Here is an 18,886-nt window from a genome sequence, read left to right on the forward strand (position 1 = left end):
GTTCACTTAGGTTGAAGTGGAACACTACATCCGTGTCCTAGCAGGAGATCCCAATGACGTACTCACTACAGCTATACACCGTTCGCAAACCCCTGGAAGCAGATCTGGCAGGCACCATTGCCAAGGTAGCGGCACTCGGATACACCAACGTGGAACCGTACAATTTCGTTGCCACTGCGGATGAACTCGCTGCGGCGTTGAAGGCCAATGGACTGTCCGCACCGTCAGGCCATGCACCACTTCTGCGGGCGGACCAAGACGAGATCTTCAAGGCAGCCAAGCAGCTCGGCATTGAAACTGTAATCGACCCCCATGTTGACAGCGCCCAGTGGAACACTGAGGAGGACATCAAGGTTACGGCTTCTGCCCTGAATGCTGCAGCAGCCAAGGGCGCCGAATACGGGATTCGAGTTGGATACCACAACCATGAGTTCGAGCTTGAGTCGCGGGTCAACGGACGTTCTGCCTTGGAGGTTCTGGCAGATCACCTCAGCCCCGAAGTTGTGCTGGAAGTCGATACCTATTGGGCTGCAGTCGGAGGCGAAGATCCCGCGGAGCTTTTGAAGCGACTCGGTGACCGTGTTCGCTTTATCCACATTAAGGACGGCCCACTCACCAAGGTGGATGCCGATCAGTTGGCAGTCGGTGCCGGAAAGATGCCTATCTGGGATGTCATTGGCGCTGCCACATCACTCGAAGTGGGAGTTGTCGAACTGGACGACTTCACGGGCGACATTTTCGACGCCATCGGCGACAGCTTCAACTACCTTCAGGCAGGAAACAAATGAGTTCAAAAACCGGTCCCGTCGGAGTCGCCATTATCGGTGCGGGAGTTATTAGCAAAGAATACTTGACCAATCTGACCAGCTTTCCCGACGTCAAGGTCCACATTGTTGCCGACATGTTTGAGCAGGTCGCAGCTGAACGTGCGGCAGAGTTTGGAATTGCCGCTTCGGGCGGCGTTGAAGATGCCCTTAATCATCCCGATGTTGAAATCGTGGTCAACCTGACCATTCCAACAGCCCACGTGGCAGTGGCGACACAGGCGATTAATGCCGGGAAGCATGTTTGGAGCGAGAAGCCTTTTTCTACCGACAGAGAGAGCGGTCTTGGACTGCTTAAGCTGGCAGATGCTGCTGGCCTGCGCCTCGGTTGCGCTCCCGACACTTTCCTGGGAGCCGGTCTGCAGACTGCTCTTCGGCTCATTGCAGGCGGCGCCATCGGCAAGCCGCTAACAGCTTTAACGCTCATGCAGTCGCCCGGTCCGGAGTCATGGCACCCGAATCCCGCCTTCCTATTCCAAGAAGGCGCAGGTCCGCTTTTTGATATTGGCCCGTACTATCTCACTGCCCTCATTCAGACTTTTGGTGGCATCTCCAAGGTGGCTGCGCTGAGCTCAAAATCCAAGGAGACGCGAGTCATTGGTTCGGGCCCCAAAGCTGGCGAAGAATTTGATGTCACAGTACCCACCCATGTAAGCGCCATTGCCCAGTTTGCAGGTGGTGAATCCTCACAAAGCATCTTCAGCTTCCAGTCACCGCTCAAACGCGCCGGGTTCGTGGAGATCACCGGAACAGAAGCAACTATCGCTTTCCCCGACCCAAATAATTTTGATGGTGACATCATCCTTACTCGGGCGGACAGTGATGAAGGCGAGGTAATTCCTGCCACGGGTTCCACGAGCGGACGAGGCACCGGTGTTCTCGAAATGGCGAGGGCAATCCGCGCCGGTCAGCCCCACCGCGCCCAGGGAGCCATGGCCTACCACGTGCTTGATGCCATGGTGGCAATCGCTGACTCGTTCGAAACCGGGGAGTTTGTATCCCTGGAGAGCACAGCAACCGCCGCTCAGCCCTTGCCCGAGGACTGGGACCCCACCGAAGCAACGCTCTAGTTGCCCGCGAGCAAGAGATAACTAGGAAAGCAGCCATGACCTCCCTCCAATCCAGCAGTCCCGATTCCCGCCCGCTGGGCGTGGCCGCCATTGGCTACGCGTTCATGGGCCAGGCGCATTCCAACGCGTGGCGCACAGTGGCAAACCACTTTGACGTCCCCGACTTTGAGCAGAAAGTGCTGGTCGGCAGAAACGCCGACGCCGTGGCTGCTGCCGCAAAGAAGTACGGCTGGAGCGAGTCGGCCACTGACTGGCGGGAGGTCATTGCCCGCGATGACATAGACATTGTGGACATCTGTGCCCCGGGCTGGCTGCACGCTGAAATTGCGACGGCTGCCCTGGCCGCGGGCAAGCATGTGCTGGTGGAGAAGCCGCTGGCCAATTCACTGGCCGAGTCCGAGGAGATGGTGGCTGCAGCACAGGCCGCCCGCGGGGTGGGCGTGCGCTCCATGGTGGGTTTCAACTACCGCCGGGTGCCTGCCCTGTCACTGGCCCGCAAACTCATCGAAGACGGCGAGCTGGGCACCATCCGTCAGGTCCGGGCGTCGTATCTGCAGGACTGGCTCGCTGACAGTGAAGCACCCATGACGTGGCGGCTGCGCAAGGAAACCGCAGGCTCCGGCGCGTTGGGCGACATCGCCTCGCACGCCATCGACCAAATCCAGCACCTGCTCGGGGACACCGTCACCTCGGTCTCGGGCAAGCTGCACACCTTCACCACCGAGCGGCCGGGACCTGACGGGCCGGAACCCGTCACCGTCGACGACGCAGTGTGGGCAACGCTGTCGCTTGCCGGCGGCGCCGTGGCCAGTGTCGACGTATCGCGGGTGGCGCTGGGGCAAAAGAATGCCCTGCGCGTGGAGGTTTATGGCACATCCGGGTCAATAACCTTCAACCTGGAAAACCCCAACGAGTTGTACTTCCTCAACGGCACCGAGCCCATCGAGGTCCAGGGGTTCCGGCGCATCCTTGTCACCGAACCGGAACACCCCTATATTTCAGGGTGGTGGCCGCAGGGACATGTGATTGGCTGGGAGCACAGCTTCACCCACCAGATTCGCGACTTCCTGCTGAACATTGCCAACGGTACCGACCCGTCGCCGTCGTTCGAGGAAGGGCTCGGTGTGCAGCAGGTGCTGGCCGGGATCGAAGCTTCCGCGGCCATTGACGGCGCCACCGTCTCCATCTCCTCCCTCACCACCACATCCTCCATCTTCACGCCTTCCAACTCCATGTCAAAGGACTGACCCATGGCACGCCCCTACACCTTGTTCACCGGCCAGTGGGCCGACCTCCCGTTTGAGGAAGTGGCCCGTTTGGCTTCCGAGTGGGGCTACGACGGACTGGAAATCGCCTGTTCCGGCGACCACCTGGACCCGTGGCGCTGGGACGAACCCGGCTATGTTGCCGGCAAGATCGCCGTGCTGGACCGCTACAACTTGAAGGTGTGGGCCATTTCCAACCACCTCAAGGGCCAGGCGGTCTGCGACAACCCCATCGACTTCCGCCACCAGGCCATCGTTGGCAGCAAGGTGTGGGGCGATGGCGATCCCGAGGGTGTGCGCCAGCGCGCAGCCGAAGAGATGAAGCTGACCGCCCGGCTGGCCCGGGCCCTCGGCGTCAAAACAGTGGTGGGCTTCACCGGCTCCTCCATCTGGCAGTACGTGGCCATGTTCCCGCCGGTCCCCGAATCGGTCATTGAGGCCGGCTACCAGGACTTCGCCGACCGCTGGAACCCGATCCTTGACGTCTTTGACGAGTGCGGGGTGCGCTTCGCCCACGAGGTCCACCCCTCCGAAATCGCCTACGACTACTGGACCACGGTGCGCTCACTGGAGGCCATCGGCCACCGCGAGGCATTTGGCCTGAACTGGGACCCATCCCACTTCATGTGGCAGGGCATCGACCCGGTGTCCTTCATCTGGGACTTCCAGGACCGGATTTACCATGTTGACTGCAAGGACACGAAGCTGCGCCCCACCGGCCGCAACACCGTCATGGGCTCGCACCTGCCGTGGGGCGATCCGCGCCGCGGCTGGGACTTTGTCTCCGCCGGACGCGGGGATGTGCCCTGGGAATCCTCCTTCCGGGCGCTGACGGCGATCGGCTACGACGGCCCCATCTCCATTGAGTGGGAGGACGCCGGCATGGACAGGCTCCAGGGTGCACCCGAGGCTCTTGCGGCACTGAAGAAGTTCGACTTTGCCCCCTCGGAGTTGTCTTTCGACGCCGCGTTCAGCAACCAGGGCTAAGTTTTCCCAACCAACGACGGCGGCACCTGGGTGAGTTTGTTTTTCTCACCCAGGTGCCGCCGTCGTTCTTGTCTTTTTGCTTGGGCCTGTTCGCAGTTCGGAGGCTGATTCCGGCGCAAATCCGGCGTTGTGTGACGGGCATCCTAACGAGGAATGTTGCTTTCCGGTTATCTTGGTAGCGGGGGAATGCCCGATGACTGCCGTCCGATGGCATCACATTTGCGGCACCTGTCCATCAAAACGTTAGGCCTTTCGCTATTTTTTTGCGCCTTTTCCATGCCCGCCGTCGGTCCATCACCAAAATTGCTGCCCTCATCGCCACCCTGTCAGTGGCAATGGGAGTATTCTTGGTGGCCGGCGCCGCGGCACCCAGCCCCAACGCCGCAACCGGTCCGGCAGCCCCTGCCGCACCGGTTGACCGAATCCCAGGCAGCGTGGACACGGCCACCCGGCCGGCGCCCACTGCACAGGCAGCAACCCCCGAGGCAGCAGTGAATCAAACCATCCCCGCCGAGCCTGCCCCGCAACTGGCCGCGCAGGGAACAGTCGACACCGAACTCGCGGGATCGGTCAAAGCGATCGACTCTGCCAACATCATCACCGACCCCGACTGGTTCACCAGGGCCTACGCGGACGGGTTCCGGCTGTACGTGATGCACTCAACCACGTGGGACAGCTGCACGCCCTGGGAACACACCCAGCCGCAGCTGCAAATGGCGCTCGACGCCGGGCTGAAGATCGCCGTGTACACCCGTGATCCGAGGTGCTGGCAGGCAGGCATCGCCGCCGCGGGGCCTTACATCAACCGGCTGCAGTTCTTCGCCCTGGATGTGGAAGACGGCGGCGTGCCCGTCACCCGCGAAATGGTCGACGGAGTGGCTGCCACCGGCGTTCGGCCGGTCATCTACTCGGGTTCGGGCATGTGGGACGGACTGCAGGGCGCCACAGCCAACAGCTTCGCCGACGTGCCATTGTGGGACACCGACACCTCGGTCTTCCCGTTTGACGGCTGGCAGCCGGATCATTTGGCGCCTGCTCCGCTCCCCTACGGCGGCTGGAACACCCCCGGCACCATGCGCATCGCCAGCCAGCAGCAATTCGAGTTCAACTACAACGGCGTCGCCATCGACCTGAACTCCTTTGACGCCAGCTTCCTGACAGTGCCGTAAGGCGCCAGCCGCGCCGTCCGCCTTGTCCTTTTGCTTAGGCCGCGTCACGGCGGTCGAAGGTCAGCCCGCCGGGGACCTGGAAGGTTGGCATGAGTTCGAGCATGCCCACGTTGACGTGGCGCGGCGCCTCAACGGCATAGTCCAGGGCGTTGACGATGTCGTCCGTGGTGAGGGACTCGTAGCCCTCATAGTAAGTGTTCCAAGCCTCTTGCATGGCCTCCGGCGAGCCGCCCATGTTGCGTCCGAAGATCTCCGTCTCAACACGTCCGGGGCAGATCTCCGTCACCCGGATCCGCTTGCCCATGGTGTCGTTGCGCAGCTGCCGGGACACCTGGTGAACGGCTGCCTTGGTGGCGTGGTAGGCGGTGTGCCCGAAGAAGTTGTACAGACCGGCGATGGAGCTGATGTTGACGATGTGCCCCAGATCCCGCTCAACCATGCCCGGCAGGACCAGGCGGGTCAGCTGGAGCAGGCCACGAAGGTTGACGTCGATGAGCTCGTCAATGTCGTCTTCCGACGAGGTGAGGATGTTCCCGGGCCGTGAAACGCCGGCACAGTTCACCAGGACATCCACCTTCAGTTCCGACACAGCGTCGGCGAGGGCAGCGGTGTTGGTCAGGTCGAGTACATGCGGGATGGCACCTGTCCGGTCAGCAAGTTCAGCGAGCCGTTCCTCATTCCGGGCCACGGCGTGGACAACCAGTCCGCGTTTGGTCAGGCGCTCGGTAATTGCGGCACCCATGCCTGTTGACGCCCCGGTGACAAGAGCTGTTGAGTAATCTGAAAATGACATGGTTGTCTCCCAATGTGTGGAATGGATCTTCTATTTGTGCTCGGTGGACGGCAGTTCGGCTGCCTGCCGGGTTGCTTATTCGTCGCGCAGCGGCAGGTGGGCCCTGTCTTTGACAGTGCTGACAGCCAGCAGGGTTCCCAGTGCCGTGATGACGGCATAGAAAGCCGGCATGTAGATGTTGCCCGTGGAGGAAATGAGCCAGGTCATAAGCAGTGGCGCCGTTCCACCGAAAAGTGCCGACGACACGTTGTAGCCGAGGCCGTAGGCCGAGTACCGCACCCGTGTCGGGAAGAGTTCCACGATCAGGATGTGGATGACCGCGGTGTGTCCGGAGAATGCGATGGCCATGATGCAGGCACCCAGGATGGCCAGTCCCATCTCCCCCGTGGCGATGAGCGCATAGGAGGGGATGCCCACAATGGCCATGGCAATGGCAGATCCGGCAATGACCTTCTTGCGGCCGATCCGGTCCGAAAGGCTGCCCATCAAGGGGATGGCAATACAGATGACCACCAGGCTGCAGGCCGTGACCAGCAGCGCCTGGCCTATGCCAAAGTTGATTTGCTCGCCCTTGAGAAACGTTGGCATAAAAGAGAACAGGACGTAGTATCCGGAGCCGTTCATCAGGGGAATGAACAGCGCCAGGAGCATGGCCCGGCGGTGCACGGGGGTGGCGAAGGCTTCCTTCAGCGGGTTCTTGGACAGCCCGCCTTCCTCCTTGAGCTTCTCAAAGTTGGGGGTGTCGGTGATCGACTTCCTGATGTACCAGCCGATGATGCCCATGGGGATGGCGGCCAGGAACGGGATGCGCCAGGCAAACGCGCCAAACCCGCCTCCGTTGATGGCGGCCTCGGTGAGCCACGGTGACATGGAATAGGCCACGAGGGTGCCAGTGAGGAGGGCGGCAAAGGAGGCGATCTGGGCATATGAAGTGATGATGCCGCGTTTGCCCTCGGGTGCGTGTTCGGCCAGGAATGTCATGGCACCGGCCGATTCGCCGCCGACCGAGAAGCCCTGAAGCAGGCGCAGGGTGACCAGCAGAACGGGTGCCGCGACGCCGATGGCGGCGTAGCCCGGCAGCATGCCGATGCCGGCAGTGGCCACACTGATCAAAAGTATGACGAAGACCAGGAGGCGCTGGCGCCCGATCCGGTCGCCAAGGTAGCCACAGACGACCGCGCCCAGCGGGCGGACCAGGAAGGAAATGGCATAGCCGGCAAACACAAACAACAAGGCGTCGTCAGGGTTGCCCGGCGCGAGGAAGACTAGGGCCAATGTTCCGGCCATGAAGGCGAAGATGCCGTTGTCGTAAAGCTCGACAAAAATACCTACGCACCCGGCGGTGACGACCTTGCGGGTTTGCGCCGCGTTGAGCGGTGCTTGGTGCATGCTCTCAGCACGCATTGTTGTGGTTGACATCTACATTCCTCATTGAATTCATGGACGGGCCGGGGCTTGGGTGCTGCCTTGCACAGGCAGCTTGGTTGCCCCTTGAAATACCTGGGCTTGCCTCGGTGGTTCCGCTTTCGTCGCTTCCGTTCTCGTTGCTTCCGCCGCCCAGGCCGAGCAGGCCAAAGACTGTTCTCACCCGGGTCCGCAGCTTGTCCAGCTCCCGGATGGCGGAACGGTAGTTGGCGCTCGCTTCGGCAACTGTGGTGTGGCGAAAGGTGACGACTTGTCCCGGCCGCACCTGGGCCAGGGCATCGAGCGAAAGGCTTGTTACAACTGCCATCACGGGGTATCCCGCGGTCACTCCTCGTCCGCGGTGCAGCACCAGCAGTTCATCCCGGGACGGGACCTCGACGGCGCCCACGGGCACGCCGCGTGAGAGAACTTCGGAGCTCAGCTGCCGCTCCGGAAGGTCTCCGCGGAGCCGGAGCCCGATGTGGTTGCTGCGGTCTCCGACGGTGTAGGAACCGTTGAACAATTTCCGGGCTGTTTCACCAAACTCCTCGATGTCGGGGCCGTCTGTCACATCGATGACCGGGTGGGCGCTGATGCCGGGCTTGGGCAGTCCGAGCCGGAACAGCGGCAGGTCATAGTAGGGCTGGCGAATGGGGGGTACGGTCCGTCGCGTGGTCAGGGCATCCCCTTCCAGGAGCCTGTGGCCGAACCCAACCACGGTGTCGGGTGCGCAACTGCCCAAGAGCGTGGGCGTTTCGACGGAGCCGTGGACTGCAAGGTACGCACGCAGGCCACCTGTCACGGTGCGGACGGAGATCGTTTCCCCCGCCAGCACCGAGACCGGCTCCCACTGCGGGCATTCCCTGCCGCCCACGGTCAGCGTCGCGGACGCGCCGGTAACGGATATGAGGACGTCCGTGGTGCTGCGCAGGCGAACATCCAATGCGGTGACTTCCAGCAGCGGCGCACTGTCCTGGTTGCCAACCAGAATGTTCGCTGCCCGTGCGGAAAACTGGTCAAGGGCGCCGTTGACGGGCAATCCGTAGCGCGGGCCGCGGACACGGCCAAGGTCGGTGACAACGCAGTGGCCTGCTTGTTGGACCAGAAGTGTCCCGGTCATTGTGAGGCCTCCAGCGGTTGGCCGTCGTAGCGTGCGAAGTCCTCAGGTGAAATCCGGTAAAAGCGCAGGACATCCCCGGGCAGGTATGGCACAAGCGGGTCCCTCGATGCATCCAGGAGCGTCAGCGGTGTCTGCCCAATGACGCACCACCCGCCCGGAGCAGAAGCTGGCGCGATGACGGCCTGCCGGCCGGCCACCGAAACCGCTCCTGCCGGTACTGAGATGCGCGGATCCTTCAGGCGCGGAACCGGCACGGGAAAGTCGGGGCCGTCCATCATGGGGGAGCCGGCGGGCGCGCCCAGGCACCTGATTACATAGGATTTGGCGGTGTGAAGCCGGATGACTTCCTCAACGTCCAGGCCTTCGTGGTCGGCCACACGCGCCAGGTCCGGGCCGAACTCCCCGCCGTAGACCACGGGAACTTCAAAGTGCTGCGGGGCCTGGGCAGTGGCGCCCACGAAGTCGATCTGCCGCATGGCCAGCAGCACGATGGCGCGGACCTGGCGTGCCGAGGTGAGGTAGGCGTCGAACTCCACGAGCACTGAATCATAGGTGGGCACTGCCCCGTGGATGCCGTCCATGCCTGACGAGTCGAGCCAGCCGGCCAGGGCATGGACTGTCTGCCAGTCACGTTCCCGGTCGCCGGTGGCGGCGACGACGCGCAGTGCCGCGTCACCGGCCTCGTGCACCTCGATGGTGGTGGATGCGCCCATGTCAGGCCACCGTGCGCTTGTTCTCGAGGACCTCGCGGAGCGGCGCAATGCGCACGCCGGCGTTCGTCAGTTGGGTGCGAATAAGCCGGGCAAGGTCCACGGCGCCCGGGTTGTCTCCGTGCAGCAGCACAGTGTCTGCGGTGATCGGGAGGTCTGTCCCGTCTACGGCACGGATGAGCCCTTCACAGACCATTCGAATGGTCCGGTTCACGATTGTCTTGGCGTCGTGGATGACTGCACCCGGCTGGCTGCGCGGCACAAGCGTGCCGTCCGGCATGTAGGCGCGGTCGATGATGCCGACAATTCCGATGGGCAGGCCCCGTTCTGAACCGGCTGTGGCGAGTTCCCCGTCCTGCGCCACCAGGATGAGATCCGGCCGAACACGGGCGGCGGCATCAGCCACCGCTGCAGCGTAGTCCGCCCTGGTGGCCACGAGGTTGCCCAGGCGGCCGTGGGGTGCAATGTGGGAGACTTCGGTCCCGTGGTAGGCGGCGAAGCCGTTCAGGGCGCCGAGCTGGTAGAGGACATCGTTGCGGACTTCGTCAGCGGTCAGGTCCATGGCGCGGCGTCCGAACCCCCTGAGGTCGGGGAAGCTTGGGTGTGCCCCGATACTGACTCCGCGGCGGACGCATTCGGCAACCGTGGCGTCCATGATGTCGGGGTCTCCCGCATGAAATCCGCAGGCGATGTTGGCGCTGGAGACGATGTCGAGCAGCGCCTTGTCGTCCCCCATGGACCAGGCACCAAATCCTTCGCCGAGATCTGCGACAAGATCAATTGTGGGACCCATTGCTGCCTTCCTAAATTCTTTGTTGCGTTCCATGCCGGGATCCGTTTCCCGGCTTTATTCCACTGAGTCTGTCACCGAGAGGTGGCTCACACAAAGACCTAAAAACTGTCATGAGACAGCTTCGGCTTATGACCCACGGCACGGAAATGGCGGGTGCGGGCTTGCCTGCCCGCATCCGCCAGGGCCTTCTAGTTGAGCGCCTTGCGGAGTCCCATGACGCGTTCCACCACGACAACGACTGCCAGGGAGATCAGGATGAGGATGACGGAGAGTGCCGCCACGGCCGCGTCAGCCGAATTTTCCACGTACCGAAGGACCTGGACGGGAAGTGTTGGGAGCCCTGACTCGGCGACAAAGAGCGAGATCACTGCTTCGTCAAAGGAGACAATGAAGGCGATGACGCCGCCGGCAATCACACCGGGGCGGATGATCGGCAGGGTGACCCTGCGAAACACCGTCCAAGGGCCGGCGCCAAGGATTCGTGCCGCATCCTCGCATGAGGTGTCGGCGGTGGCCAGGCTCATGATGGTGGTCCGGATGACAAAGGGGATGGTGATGGCCACGTGTCCAATGATGATCCCGGTGTAGGTGTTGTTCAGGTTCAACGGGCCAAACAGCAGCACCATGCCCAGTGCCAGAACGATGCTGGGCGTCAGCAGCGGCGAGAGAAAGAACGCCTCCATCGCCGCCTTCGACTTGAACTCAAACCGTTGCAGGGCCAGCGCCGCGGGAACACCGATGGCCAGGACAACGACGGTGACCAGCACTGCCACAATGAGGCTGACCTTCATGCCCTCCACGAAAATGGTTTCCGACGGAAGCGCCTGGTACCACTTGAGCGTGAAGCCCTCTGGCGGGAATGACAGGTACTGGTTGGAGGCGAAGGACACCACGAAGACGATGATCAGCGGCGCCAGCAGGAAGAGGTAGAGCAGAAAGACAATGATGTTGAAAATCGGCTTCGCGGGATTGAACCGCGGCTTGAAAAGGCGTGCCTCACTCAAGGTCAGCCTCCGATCTTTTGGACGATGCGCTGGTAAATGGCAATGATGGTGCCAAACAGGACCAGCAGGATGACGGACAGTGCCGCAGCAAACGGCCAGTTCAGCAGGCCTGTGGTTTGGTCATAGATTTCCGTGGCCAGCACCTGCACGCTGCCACCACCCAGCAGGCGTGGGGTGATGAAGGTGCTGATGGACATGACAAATACCAGCAGGAATGCGGTGAAAACACCTGGCAGGCTCAGTGGCAGGGTGACTCGCGTGAACACCTTGAACTTGCTGGCGCCCAGCGATCCGGCCGCTTCCTCCAGCTGTGGGCTGAGGCGCCCGAATCCGGAGATCATGGCCAGTATCGCGTAGGGCATGAAGATCTCGACCAGCCCGATGGTCACGCCTGTCATGTTGTTGGTCAGTTTCAGCGGGGCACCAATGAGACCCATGGATTCCAGCGACGTGTTGACGAGGCCGTTTGTGCCCAAAATGACCATCCAGCCGTAAGTCCGCACAACTGCGGATGTCAGGAGCGGTGCGATGGCAATGGCCAGCAGCAGCCCCTTGTACTTGCTCGTGCTGCGCACAAGGAACAGTGCGATCGGGTAGGACACGATCAGGCAAAGCACACCGACTGTCAGCCCCATCTTGAAGGTGTCGAGGGTGACCCGCCAGTAATAGGGATCGGTGAGGGGCTTGATATAGGTATCGAATGTGAATGTGTCAATGATGACGCCGTCCGGCGCCCCCTCATTGAATGACATTCTGACCATGTAGAGCAGCGGAAAGACGAAGCTGACCAGCAGCCCGAGAATCCCCGGAATCAGCAAGGCAAGGTAGGTGCGCCTGCGCCGCTTGTTCGCAGCTGCTTCCAGAACACCTGATTCCAGGCCCTTGCGGATTCCCGGGACAGGATTCTCTGTCTCGATCATTGTCATGCCGCAACCTCTTTCACAGGCGCCGGGAGGATGTACGCGTGCTCAGGGTCCCAGGACAAGTACGCGGTGTCACCGGTACGCGGCAGGCTGCCGCTGGTGGTGTGCAGCTGTGATTGCAGGATTTCGTCGCCAACCCGCACGGCAATGGTCAGGGTGTCCCCCGTGTAGCTGACCTGTTCAACGGTTCCCTTGAGTTCCTGGGCCGAAGTGGACGGCTGCTGGGAGGCCTTGAGCCGGTGCGGACGGATGAGTATGGGGAGGCTGCTGCCCGTCAGTCCGGGGGCGCCCACGGCGCCGAATTGACCCAGCCCCGGCACCTCAATTTTGTAGTTCCGCTCCCCTGCCGCGGAAGCCCCTCCCACGTCCTCACCGACTGTGATGCTGAGGAAATTTGCCTGGCCAATGAAGTTGGCAACAAAGTGTGTGCGCGGGCGTTCGTAGACGTCGATGGGTGAGCCGAACTGCTCGATGAGGCCGCCGTTCATGACGGCGATGCGGTCAGCCATGTCCAGGGCTTCGTCCTGGTCGTGCGTCACGAAAAGGGTTGTGGCCCGGGTGCGCTGCTGGATGGACCTGATTTCCGTGCGCATGGTGTCGCGCAGCTTGGCGTCCAGGTTGGACAGTGGTTCATCGAGCAAAAGCAGGGTGGGTTCGACGACGAGCGCGCGGGCAAGTGCGATGCGCTGCTGTTGGCCGCCGGAGAGCGCCTTGGTTGCCCGCTTGCCAAGGTGGCCCAGCTGGACCATGTCCAACGCCTCGGCGACACGCACCTTTTGTTCGGCCTTGGGAACCTGGCGCATTTGCAGTCCGAAGGCCACGTTCTGCTCAACATTCATGTGAGGGAAGAGCGCATAGGACTGGAAGACCATCCCCATGCCGCGCTTGTTGACGGGCTCCTGGGTGATTTCACGGCCGTCGACCATGATGGACCCGGCGGTGGGGTCCATCAGGCCGGCAACCATGCGCAGCGTTGTTGTCTTGCCACAGCCGGACGGACCCAAAAGTGCCACCAGGTGCCCTTCCTCCACTTCCATGTTGAGGCGGTCGACGGCAGGAGCCAGGCCTGCAGCGTATTTCTTCGTTAGGTCAACGATCGACAGTTTTGATTCAGTCATGGCTTGGGTTCTCCTGGAACGGTAAGTGGAAAGGGCACCTGGGTGCGGTTACTTGATGATCTGGCGCTTCCAGGTGTCAGTCCACTTGTCTCGTGCGGATGACAGGAAGTCCACGTCAAGCGGGACGATGTTCAATGAACCGTCGGTGGGAACAACCCGGGCCTTGACGTCGTCAGGCAGCTGCGCGTTTGTGACAGACGGCGCGTAGAAGAGCCTCTCGGCGAACGCCGCCTGTGCTTCCGCTGACAGTGCGTAGTCGATGAACGTCTTGGCTGCTTCGGAGTGCGGGGCGTCCTTGACCAGGTTGATGGTGTTGATCTGGTAGACGCTGCCTTCCTTGGGGAACGTCACACCCATCTTCTTGTTGCTCTGGTCGCTGTAGAACTGGCCTCGCGCGTTCTGCCCCAGGCCGAGCACCGTTTGGCCGGTGATGATGCTTTGGTATTCGTCGGGGTTGGGGGCGAACGTCTGGACGGCAGGCGCCAGTCCCTTCAAGCGGGCCACCGCCTTGTCGATGCTCTTCGTGTAGTCCTCGCCCTCCATCTTGGAAGTGATGGCGGTCAACGAAAGACCCAACAGTGACGGCGGCGCATTCACATTGATCTTGCCTGCATAGGCGGGATCCCACAGCACATTCCAGCTCTCAGGGGGCGTTGGGAACGTGGCGGCGTCGTAGACCAGGCCAATGGCATCGAGCATTACGACCGGGCCGAATCCGTCCTTGCTCTGGAACTCATCCGCGACGTTGGCCAGGTTCGGGACTCCCGCTGTGTCGATTTTCTCAAACAGTCCCTGCTTGTTGCCTGAGGTGGAGACGGAATTGTCCATGATCGCAACGTCGGTGGATGGCTTGCCCTTTTGGCCTTGAAGCGCACTGAGCATCTCGGCGGACGAACGCTTGGATGCGTAGGTGATCTTGATATCGGGGTATTTGGCCTTGAAAGGCTCGATGACGGCAGCGTTGTATTGGTCCTGCCATACGCCCGAGTACGCAATGAGGCTCACTTCGCCCGAGGTCGGGCTGTCGCCGCCGGCGGCATTGCCCGGTCCGCTGCATGAGGCCAGTGCAAGCGCCATTGCTGAGACCGTCATGACAGCAGCAATCTTGCCCTTAATGGATTTCTTCATTTGCCGATTCCTTCTATTTGGCAAGGCTCAGGCCTTGCAGTGGACTATTCAAGTAACCAGGTCTTAGCAATTTTTGCTGACCGGCCGGGCGGCACTTCCATGTGCAACTGCGGGGTGAATCCTGGAGTGAAAAAGTTTTCCTCCCGATCGCCGCAGGATAGAATCAGCGTGGCGTCGGAACTGCTTTCTCAGATCAACCTATTATGCGAGATCTGAATCACACAAAGACCTATTGTGTATCCCTCCATACGTTTCAGATATGACCCCTGGCCCGATGCCCAGGCGCCATCAGGAAAGAAGACCACCGTGGACACACGCAGGCTTGCATATTTCGTGAAGATTGTTGATTCCGGCAGCATCACCAAGGCCGCGGCAGCCCTGCACGTGGCCCAGCCGGCGCTCAGCCAGCAAGTCTCTGCCCTGGAGAAGGACCTCAAGCAGCGGCTCCTGATCAGGAGCAAGCAAGGTGTCTCCCCAACAGCCGCCGGCCACACCTTGTACCGGCATGCCCAAACCATTTTGCGCCTCGTGGAGCAAGCCCGTTTGGACGTTTCCGCTTCAGGAGCCGCACCATCCGGGCGCGTTTCCATTGCCATCGCGCCCTACAGCATGGCGTCGACACTGACACCCCGGATCATGAGTGAGGTCAGCCGGAGATATCCCGACATTGTGCTGCATCTGACGGAAATATATGGCGGTGTGCTCAGTGACGCCATCCGCAACGGCCGCCTGGACATGGCCCTTATTTACGAGCCCGGGCCCATCCGGGGAGTCCAATTCACTACCCTGAGCATCGAAGAACTTTATCTTGTGGTGAATTCCAAGCGCGTGTCCGCAGCCGTTGCCGAAAGTGGTGTGACAACGCTGGAGGAGGCATCCAGTTTTGGCATGATCCTGCCGGAACAGAACCATACCCTGCGGCAAATGGTCGAGGAAGGTTTCAAAAGCAAGGACCTTGAACTGCAGTTGGTGGGTGAAGTGGAGTCGTCCCCCACCCTTCGGCAGCTTCTTCGTGCCGACTTGGGCGCCACCATCCTGCCCCGTTCGGCGGCCGAATCCTTGTTTGACGACGAGGATTTTGCCTTCCTGCGCATCACTGACCCCGCAATGTCATGCAAGATTGCGCTGTGCACCCCGGACCACGAACCGTTGTCAGAGGCTGCGTCCGCTGTGTTGAGAATTCTTAATGAGATGTTTTACGAAATGCTCAGTGAACAATAAACAGTAATAACGCAATTAGTCCATCCACATTTATATATGGGATAAAGGCTATCTTTTACTGTGCGGGCCGCTCCTCAAAATGGAATGCAATTCGAGCCGCCTGCTATGCGTCTTCGACGAGCAGTCCCTTGGACTTGAGTACCTCCGTGAGGTTGCACAGTTCAATGGTTGTGCCACCTGCCAGGTACTTGCCCATGAGTTCGCGCTCATTGTCGTCGCGTTGCTGGGAAAGGCGGATCACATCTTCGATTTCTTCCCTGCGAATGACGACCACGCCGTCGGCGTCGCCCTTGAGGATGTCGCCGGGGTTGATGATCTCGTCGCCGAAGACCACCGGGTGGTTGATGGGCCCGATCGTCTCCTTGACGGTTCCCTTGATGCAGACGTTTGCCGAGAAAACAGGCAGGCCAAGTTCAATGAGGTCCTGGGTGTCACGGACCCCGGAATCAGTCACCATCGCAGCCAATCCCTTGGCTTTCATGGCGGTGCCCAGCACGTCACCGAACGTTCCGGCTTCACCATATTCGCCGGCCGACACCAGGACGACATCTCCGGCTTCGGCATAGTGGATGGCCACCTGAAGCATGAGGTTGTCCCTGGGTGCGCAGCGCACGGTCACGGCTGGACCACAGAAAGACATGTTCCGGTCGATCGGCTTGATCTTGGAATTGAGTGCGCCCTTGCGCCCCTGCGCCTCGTGAATCGTGGCGGATGAGAACTTGGCCAGCCTGGCAACCGCGTCGGCAGTGGGGCGCTCGAATTTGGTTCTGACATGAATCATGGCAATGCTCCTTGGGTGTTTGGCGTGGCAACTAGCTAAGTGCCAGGACGGACTTTTCGATGGCGGCGAGTGCCTCGTTGATGACTTCCACGCTTGTCGCGTAGGAAATCCTGAAGTAGGGGCCGACTCCATAGGCGGATCCCTGAATGACAGCAACGGAGGCACTGTCAAGCAGGTACATGGTGAAATCCTCATCGCTGCTGATGACCGCACCGTCGGGAGTTGCCTTGCCAATGACGCCGGCACAGTTGACGTAGGCGTAAAACGCGCCGTCCGGCGTCCTGCAGGCCAAACCTTCGATGGCGTTGAGCCCGGCCACGGTTATGTCGCGCCGGGAGCGGTACACGGCCCGGCTTTCCACAACGAAGGACTGGTCGCCGGTCAGGGCTTCGGCGGCAGCCGCCTGGCTGACGGAGGAAGGGCAGGAGGAGATCTGTGACTGTAGCTTGTTGATGGCGGCAATCACGGGCTTGGGCCCAACCGCATATCCCAGTCGCCAGCCGGTCATGGCGTAGGACTTGGATACACCATTGACCATGAGGACGCGCCCGTCCAGTTCAGGGGCGACCTTGAGCAGGCAGGCCGGGCGTTCAGGGCCAAAGTAGATTTCATCGTAGATTTCGTCCGTCAGGACATGAACCTTGGGGAAATCAGCCAGAACCCGGGCCAATCCGCGCAATTCCACTGCCGTATAGACGGCCCCGGTGGGGTTGGACGGCGTGTTCAGGATCAACCATTTGCTCCGGTCGGTCAGCACAGCGGCCAGCGACTCGGGTGTCAGCTTGAAGCCGGTGTCTTCGCCGCACTCCACAATGACGGGCGTTCCCTCGTTGGCCAGCACCATGTCAGGGTAGGACACCCAGTATGGGGCTGGTATGACCACTTCGTCGCCTTCCCCCAGTGAGGCCATGAAGGCCGTGAAGATGACCTGCTTGGCGCCGCCGCCGATGGTGATCCGGTCCGCCGAGTAGCGGACGCCCGTCCGGGACTCCATGGAGTGGATGATTGCCGCCTGCAGTGCAGGGGTTCCTGCAACTGCGGTGTACTTGGTCTCACCGTTGCTGACCGCAGCGATGGCTGCTTCCTTGATGTTCGCAGGAGTGTCGAAGTCGGGCTCGCCGACTGTCAGGTCAAGAATTCTCCGCCCCTCTGCCTTGAGCTCGCGGACACGGCCGGCGGCTGCAACACTGGGCGAAGATTTAATGCGGGTCACCCGCGATGCGGGCTGAAATTCGGTCATTGGAGTTCCAAGCACTAGGTCCTGATGGGAGTGTCGCTTCCTTTGAGCCTAGGTACTTTGGGGGCCTGTGACCAAGACCTAAACCGCGTGGAACTATAAGCGGATCTTATGGCCTGCGTCACGAAACCGTCGTGCTTGTTTGCATATGGCGGCACGCATTTTCGGTATGTCCCCACCCTCCATTTCCTGAAGTAGCCTCCTAGTGAAGCACCATCACCCGAAACTGAAATGAGCAATCGAGTTGTCCCGCAGCCAGGATGTCCACCGTCGACCAGGTTACTCATCACCCGCCACGACGCCGGGATCTCCCGCTGAAGGCTATCGCTACCGCGGCAATTCCGGTCCGGATCCGCACACCTCCCAGCTTGATCAACTCAGGAGCACGTTCCAGCGGCAACGCCAGCTTCTTGCCTTCACATCGAGCACAATCCGTGGAACCACGGCCCTGCTAAACCGACACTTGGCGATGGTGCTGGAAGACGGCCTGGCCGTGGGTGATTTGGCAGAAGCCGCCCAACTTTCGCGCAAGGATGTCCGGCAGGTCAGACTGGTATTCAATGATGTTCACCCTTCGGGCACTCCGAATCAGGTTCATTTGGCCGCTATCGGCATCTTGGGGCTGGAGCTGGCAGCACTGAAACATTCCAAAAACACCGTCGAAGCTGATCAACTGCTTCTGCTTGCCAAAACACGCAATCAACGCCTCTTGGATGACTTCGAGCTCGCACTCCTGACCGGGCTGCGACACAAAAATATTCGCAAGATGACATGGGGGATGGGAGCGTCCGGCTCCGGGGCACATCGGGCTCCCGGGCAGCGCTAGACTCAATTGAACTATGAGCATTCCCAAGACCGCACCGGCGTCGGTGCGCATTGACGCGTGGCTGTGGTCCATCCGGGCCTATAAAACCCGGTCCATGGCCACGGCTGCCTGCCGTGCGGGCCACGTGAAACTCAACGATGCCAATGCCAAGGCCGCCCACACAGTGGTCCCGGGCGACACCATCCGCGTGCGCCAGCCCGGCTATGACAGGATTCTGGAAGTCCGCCGGCTCATCAACAAACGCGTTGGTGCCGAAGCGGCCTCACACTGTTTCACCGACCACACTCCCCCGCGCCCCGTCCTGCCCGCGCTTGGCCTTCCTCAGCGTGACCGCGGCACCGGCCGGCCCACCAAAAAGGACCGCCGCGACATGGACAAGCTGCGCGGCGAAGACTGACAGCTCCGTTGGGGGTGCTTCAGGGCGTAAACAGCCTCAGGGCGCACCGGCCGCGACCTTCACGGCCAAAGCTCGGGTTCTGCAGCGGGCGGATGGCCGCAACGCGTCTCCCTAAA

Annotated in this window: 19 protein-coding genes; 8 read left to right on the plus strand and 11 right to left on the minus strand. The window is 61.2% G+C overall.

Annotated elements, in window-relative coordinates; translation table 11 throughout:
• The first annotated feature begins 53 nt into the window (after positions 1 to 53).
• From AC1L6K_RS00600 to AC1L6K_RS00620, 5 genes are all read left to right on the plus strand, one after another.
• Positions 54 to 788, plus strand: a complete 735-nt coding sequence (locus tag AC1L6K_RS00600) for a sugar phosphate isomerase/epimerase family protein (RefSeq protein ID WP_480950820.1) — start codon at positions 54 to 56, stop codon at positions 786 to 788.
• Positions 785 to 1,894, plus strand: a complete 1,110-nt coding sequence (locus tag AC1L6K_RS00605; RefSeq protein ID WP_480950821.1) for a Gfo/Idh/MocA family protein — start codon at positions 785 to 787, stop codon at positions 1,892 to 1,894. Before AC1L6K_RS00600 ends, AC1L6K_RS00605 begins: the two co-directional genes overlap by 4 nt.
• A gap of 35 nt (positions 1,895 to 1,929) precedes the next feature.
• Entirely contained in the window at positions 1,930 to 3,141 is a 1,212-nt protein-coding gene (locus AC1L6K_RS00610) for a Gfo/Idh/MocA family protein (protein ID WP_480950822.1), read from the plus strand.
• Positions 3,142 to 3,144: 3 nt separating this feature from the next.
• Positions 3,145 to 4,146 carry a sugar phosphate isomerase/epimerase family protein gene (locus tag AC1L6K_RS00615; protein WP_480950823.1) on the plus strand — a complete coding sequence of 334 codons (1,002 nt, stop codon included), beginning with the start codon at positions 3,145 to 3,147 and terminating at the stop codon, positions 4,144 to 4,146.
• A 335-nt stretch (positions 4,147 to 4,481) separates the two neighbouring features.
• Positions 4,482 to 5,315, plus strand: coding sequence for a glycoside hydrolase family 25 domain-containing protein (locus AC1L6K_RS00620; RefSeq protein ID WP_480950824.1), 834 nt, complete (start codon positions 4,482 to 4,484; stop codon positions 5,313 to 5,315).
• Between the two features lie 34 nt (positions 5,316 to 5,349).
• On the opposite strand, the gene AC1L6K_RS00625 is transcribed toward AC1L6K_RS00620, so the two are convergent.
• The 9 genes from AC1L6K_RS00625 to AC1L6K_RS00665 all read right to left on the minus strand — a co-directional run bounded on the left by AC1L6K_RS00625 (position 5,350) and on the right by AC1L6K_RS00665 (position 14,308).
• Positions 5,350 to 6,108: an SDR family oxidoreductase gene (locus tag AC1L6K_RS00625; RefSeq protein ID WP_480950825.1), complete on the minus strand. Its 759-nt coding sequence runs from the start codon at positions 6,106 to 6,108 to the stop codon at positions 5,350 to 5,352.
• Between the two features lie 75 nt (positions 6,109 to 6,183).
• Positions 6,184 to 7,527: an MFS transporter gene (locus AC1L6K_RS00630; protein ID WP_480950826.1), complete on the minus strand. Its 1,344-nt coding sequence runs from the start codon at positions 7,525 to 7,527 to the stop codon at positions 6,184 to 6,186.
• Positions 7,502 to 8,632 carry a 5-oxoprolinase subunit C family protein gene (locus AC1L6K_RS00635; protein ID WP_480950827.1) on the minus strand — a complete coding sequence of 377 codons (1,131 nt, stop codon included), beginning with the start codon at positions 8,630 to 8,632 and terminating at the stop codon, positions 7,502 to 7,504. The genes AC1L6K_RS00630 and AC1L6K_RS00635 overlap by 26 nt, the downstream gene beginning before the upstream one ends.
• A complete protein-coding gene (locus AC1L6K_RS00640; RefSeq protein ID WP_480950828.1) occupies positions 8,629 to 9,345 on the minus strand; it encodes a 5-oxoprolinase subunit B family protein in 717 nt (238 codons plus the stop codon). Before AC1L6K_RS00640 ends, AC1L6K_RS00635 begins: the two co-directional genes overlap by 4 nt.
• 1 nt (position 9,346) lies before the next feature.
• On the minus strand, positions 9,347 to 10,135 hold the full coding sequence (locus tag AC1L6K_RS00645) for a LamB/YcsF family protein (protein WP_480950829.1): 789 nt from the start codon (positions 10,133 to 10,135) through the stop codon (positions 9,347 to 9,349).
• A gap of 188 nt (positions 10,136 to 10,323) precedes the next feature.
• Positions 10,324 to 11,139 carry an ABC transporter permease gene (locus AC1L6K_RS00650; RefSeq protein ID WP_480950830.1) on the minus strand — a complete coding sequence of 272 codons (816 nt, stop codon included), beginning with the start codon at positions 11,137 to 11,139 and terminating at the stop codon, positions 10,324 to 10,326.
• A gap of 2 nt (positions 11,140 to 11,141) precedes the next feature.
• Entirely contained in the window at positions 11,142 to 12,065 is a 924-nt protein-coding gene (locus AC1L6K_RS00655; protein ID WP_480950831.1) for an ABC transporter permease, read from the minus strand.
• Positions 12,062 to 13,180: an ABC transporter ATP-binding protein gene (locus tag AC1L6K_RS00660; RefSeq protein WP_480950832.1), complete on the minus strand. Its 1,119-nt coding sequence runs from the start codon at positions 13,178 to 13,180 to the stop codon at positions 12,062 to 12,064. Before AC1L6K_RS00660 ends, AC1L6K_RS00655 begins: the two co-directional genes overlap by 4 nt.
• Before the next feature lie 48 nt (positions 13,181 to 13,228).
• Positions 13,229 to 14,308, minus strand: coding sequence for an ABC transporter substrate-binding protein (locus AC1L6K_RS00665; RefSeq protein WP_480950833.1), 1,080 nt, complete (start codon positions 14,306 to 14,308; stop codon positions 13,229 to 13,231).
• 306 nt (positions 14,309 to 14,614) lie between these two features.
• Here AC1L6K_RS00665 and nac point away from each other — a divergent pair, with 306 nt between their 5' ends.
• On the plus strand, positions 14,615 to 15,529 hold the full coding sequence (nac, locus tag AC1L6K_RS00670; RefSeq protein ID WP_480950834.1) for a nitrogen assimilation transcriptional regulator NAC: 915 nt from the start codon (positions 14,615 to 14,617) through the stop codon (positions 15,527 to 15,529).
• A gap of 103 nt (positions 15,530 to 15,632) precedes the next feature.
• Here the strand turns inward: nac and AC1L6K_RS00675 are convergent, their stop codons facing one another.
• Both AC1L6K_RS00675 and AC1L6K_RS00680 read right to left on the minus strand, forming a co-directional pair.
• A complete protein-coding gene (locus AC1L6K_RS00675) occupies positions 15,633 to 16,310 on the minus strand; it encodes a 4-carboxy-4-hydroxy-2-oxoadipate aldolase/oxaloacetate decarboxylase (RefSeq protein ID WP_480950835.1) in 678 nt (225 codons plus the stop codon).
• Between the two features lie 31 nt (positions 16,311 to 16,341).
• Positions 16,342 to 17,550 carry an aspartate transaminase gene (locus AC1L6K_RS00680; RefSeq protein WP_480950836.1) on the minus strand — a complete coding sequence of 403 codons (1,209 nt, stop codon included), beginning with the start codon at positions 17,548 to 17,550 and terminating at the stop codon, positions 16,342 to 16,344.
• A 241-nt stretch (positions 17,551 to 17,791) separates the two neighbouring features.
• Here AC1L6K_RS00680 and AC1L6K_RS00685 point away from each other — a divergent pair, with 241 nt between their 5' ends.
• Positions 17,792 to 18,373 (plus strand): hypothetical protein, encoded by a 582-nt coding sequence (locus tag AC1L6K_RS00685; RefSeq protein WP_480950837.1) that lies wholly within the window; start codon positions 17,792 to 17,794, stop codon positions 18,371 to 18,373.
• Between the two features lie 13 nt (positions 18,374 to 18,386).
• Positions 18,387 to 18,770 (plus strand): RNA-binding S4 domain-containing protein, encoded by a 384-nt coding sequence (locus AC1L6K_RS00690; protein WP_480950838.1) that lies wholly within the window; start codon positions 18,387 to 18,389, stop codon positions 18,768 to 18,770.
• Positions 18,771 to 18,886 lie beyond the last annotated feature (116 nt).

It is taken from the genome of Specibacter sp. BI4, from assembly GCF_056680095.1.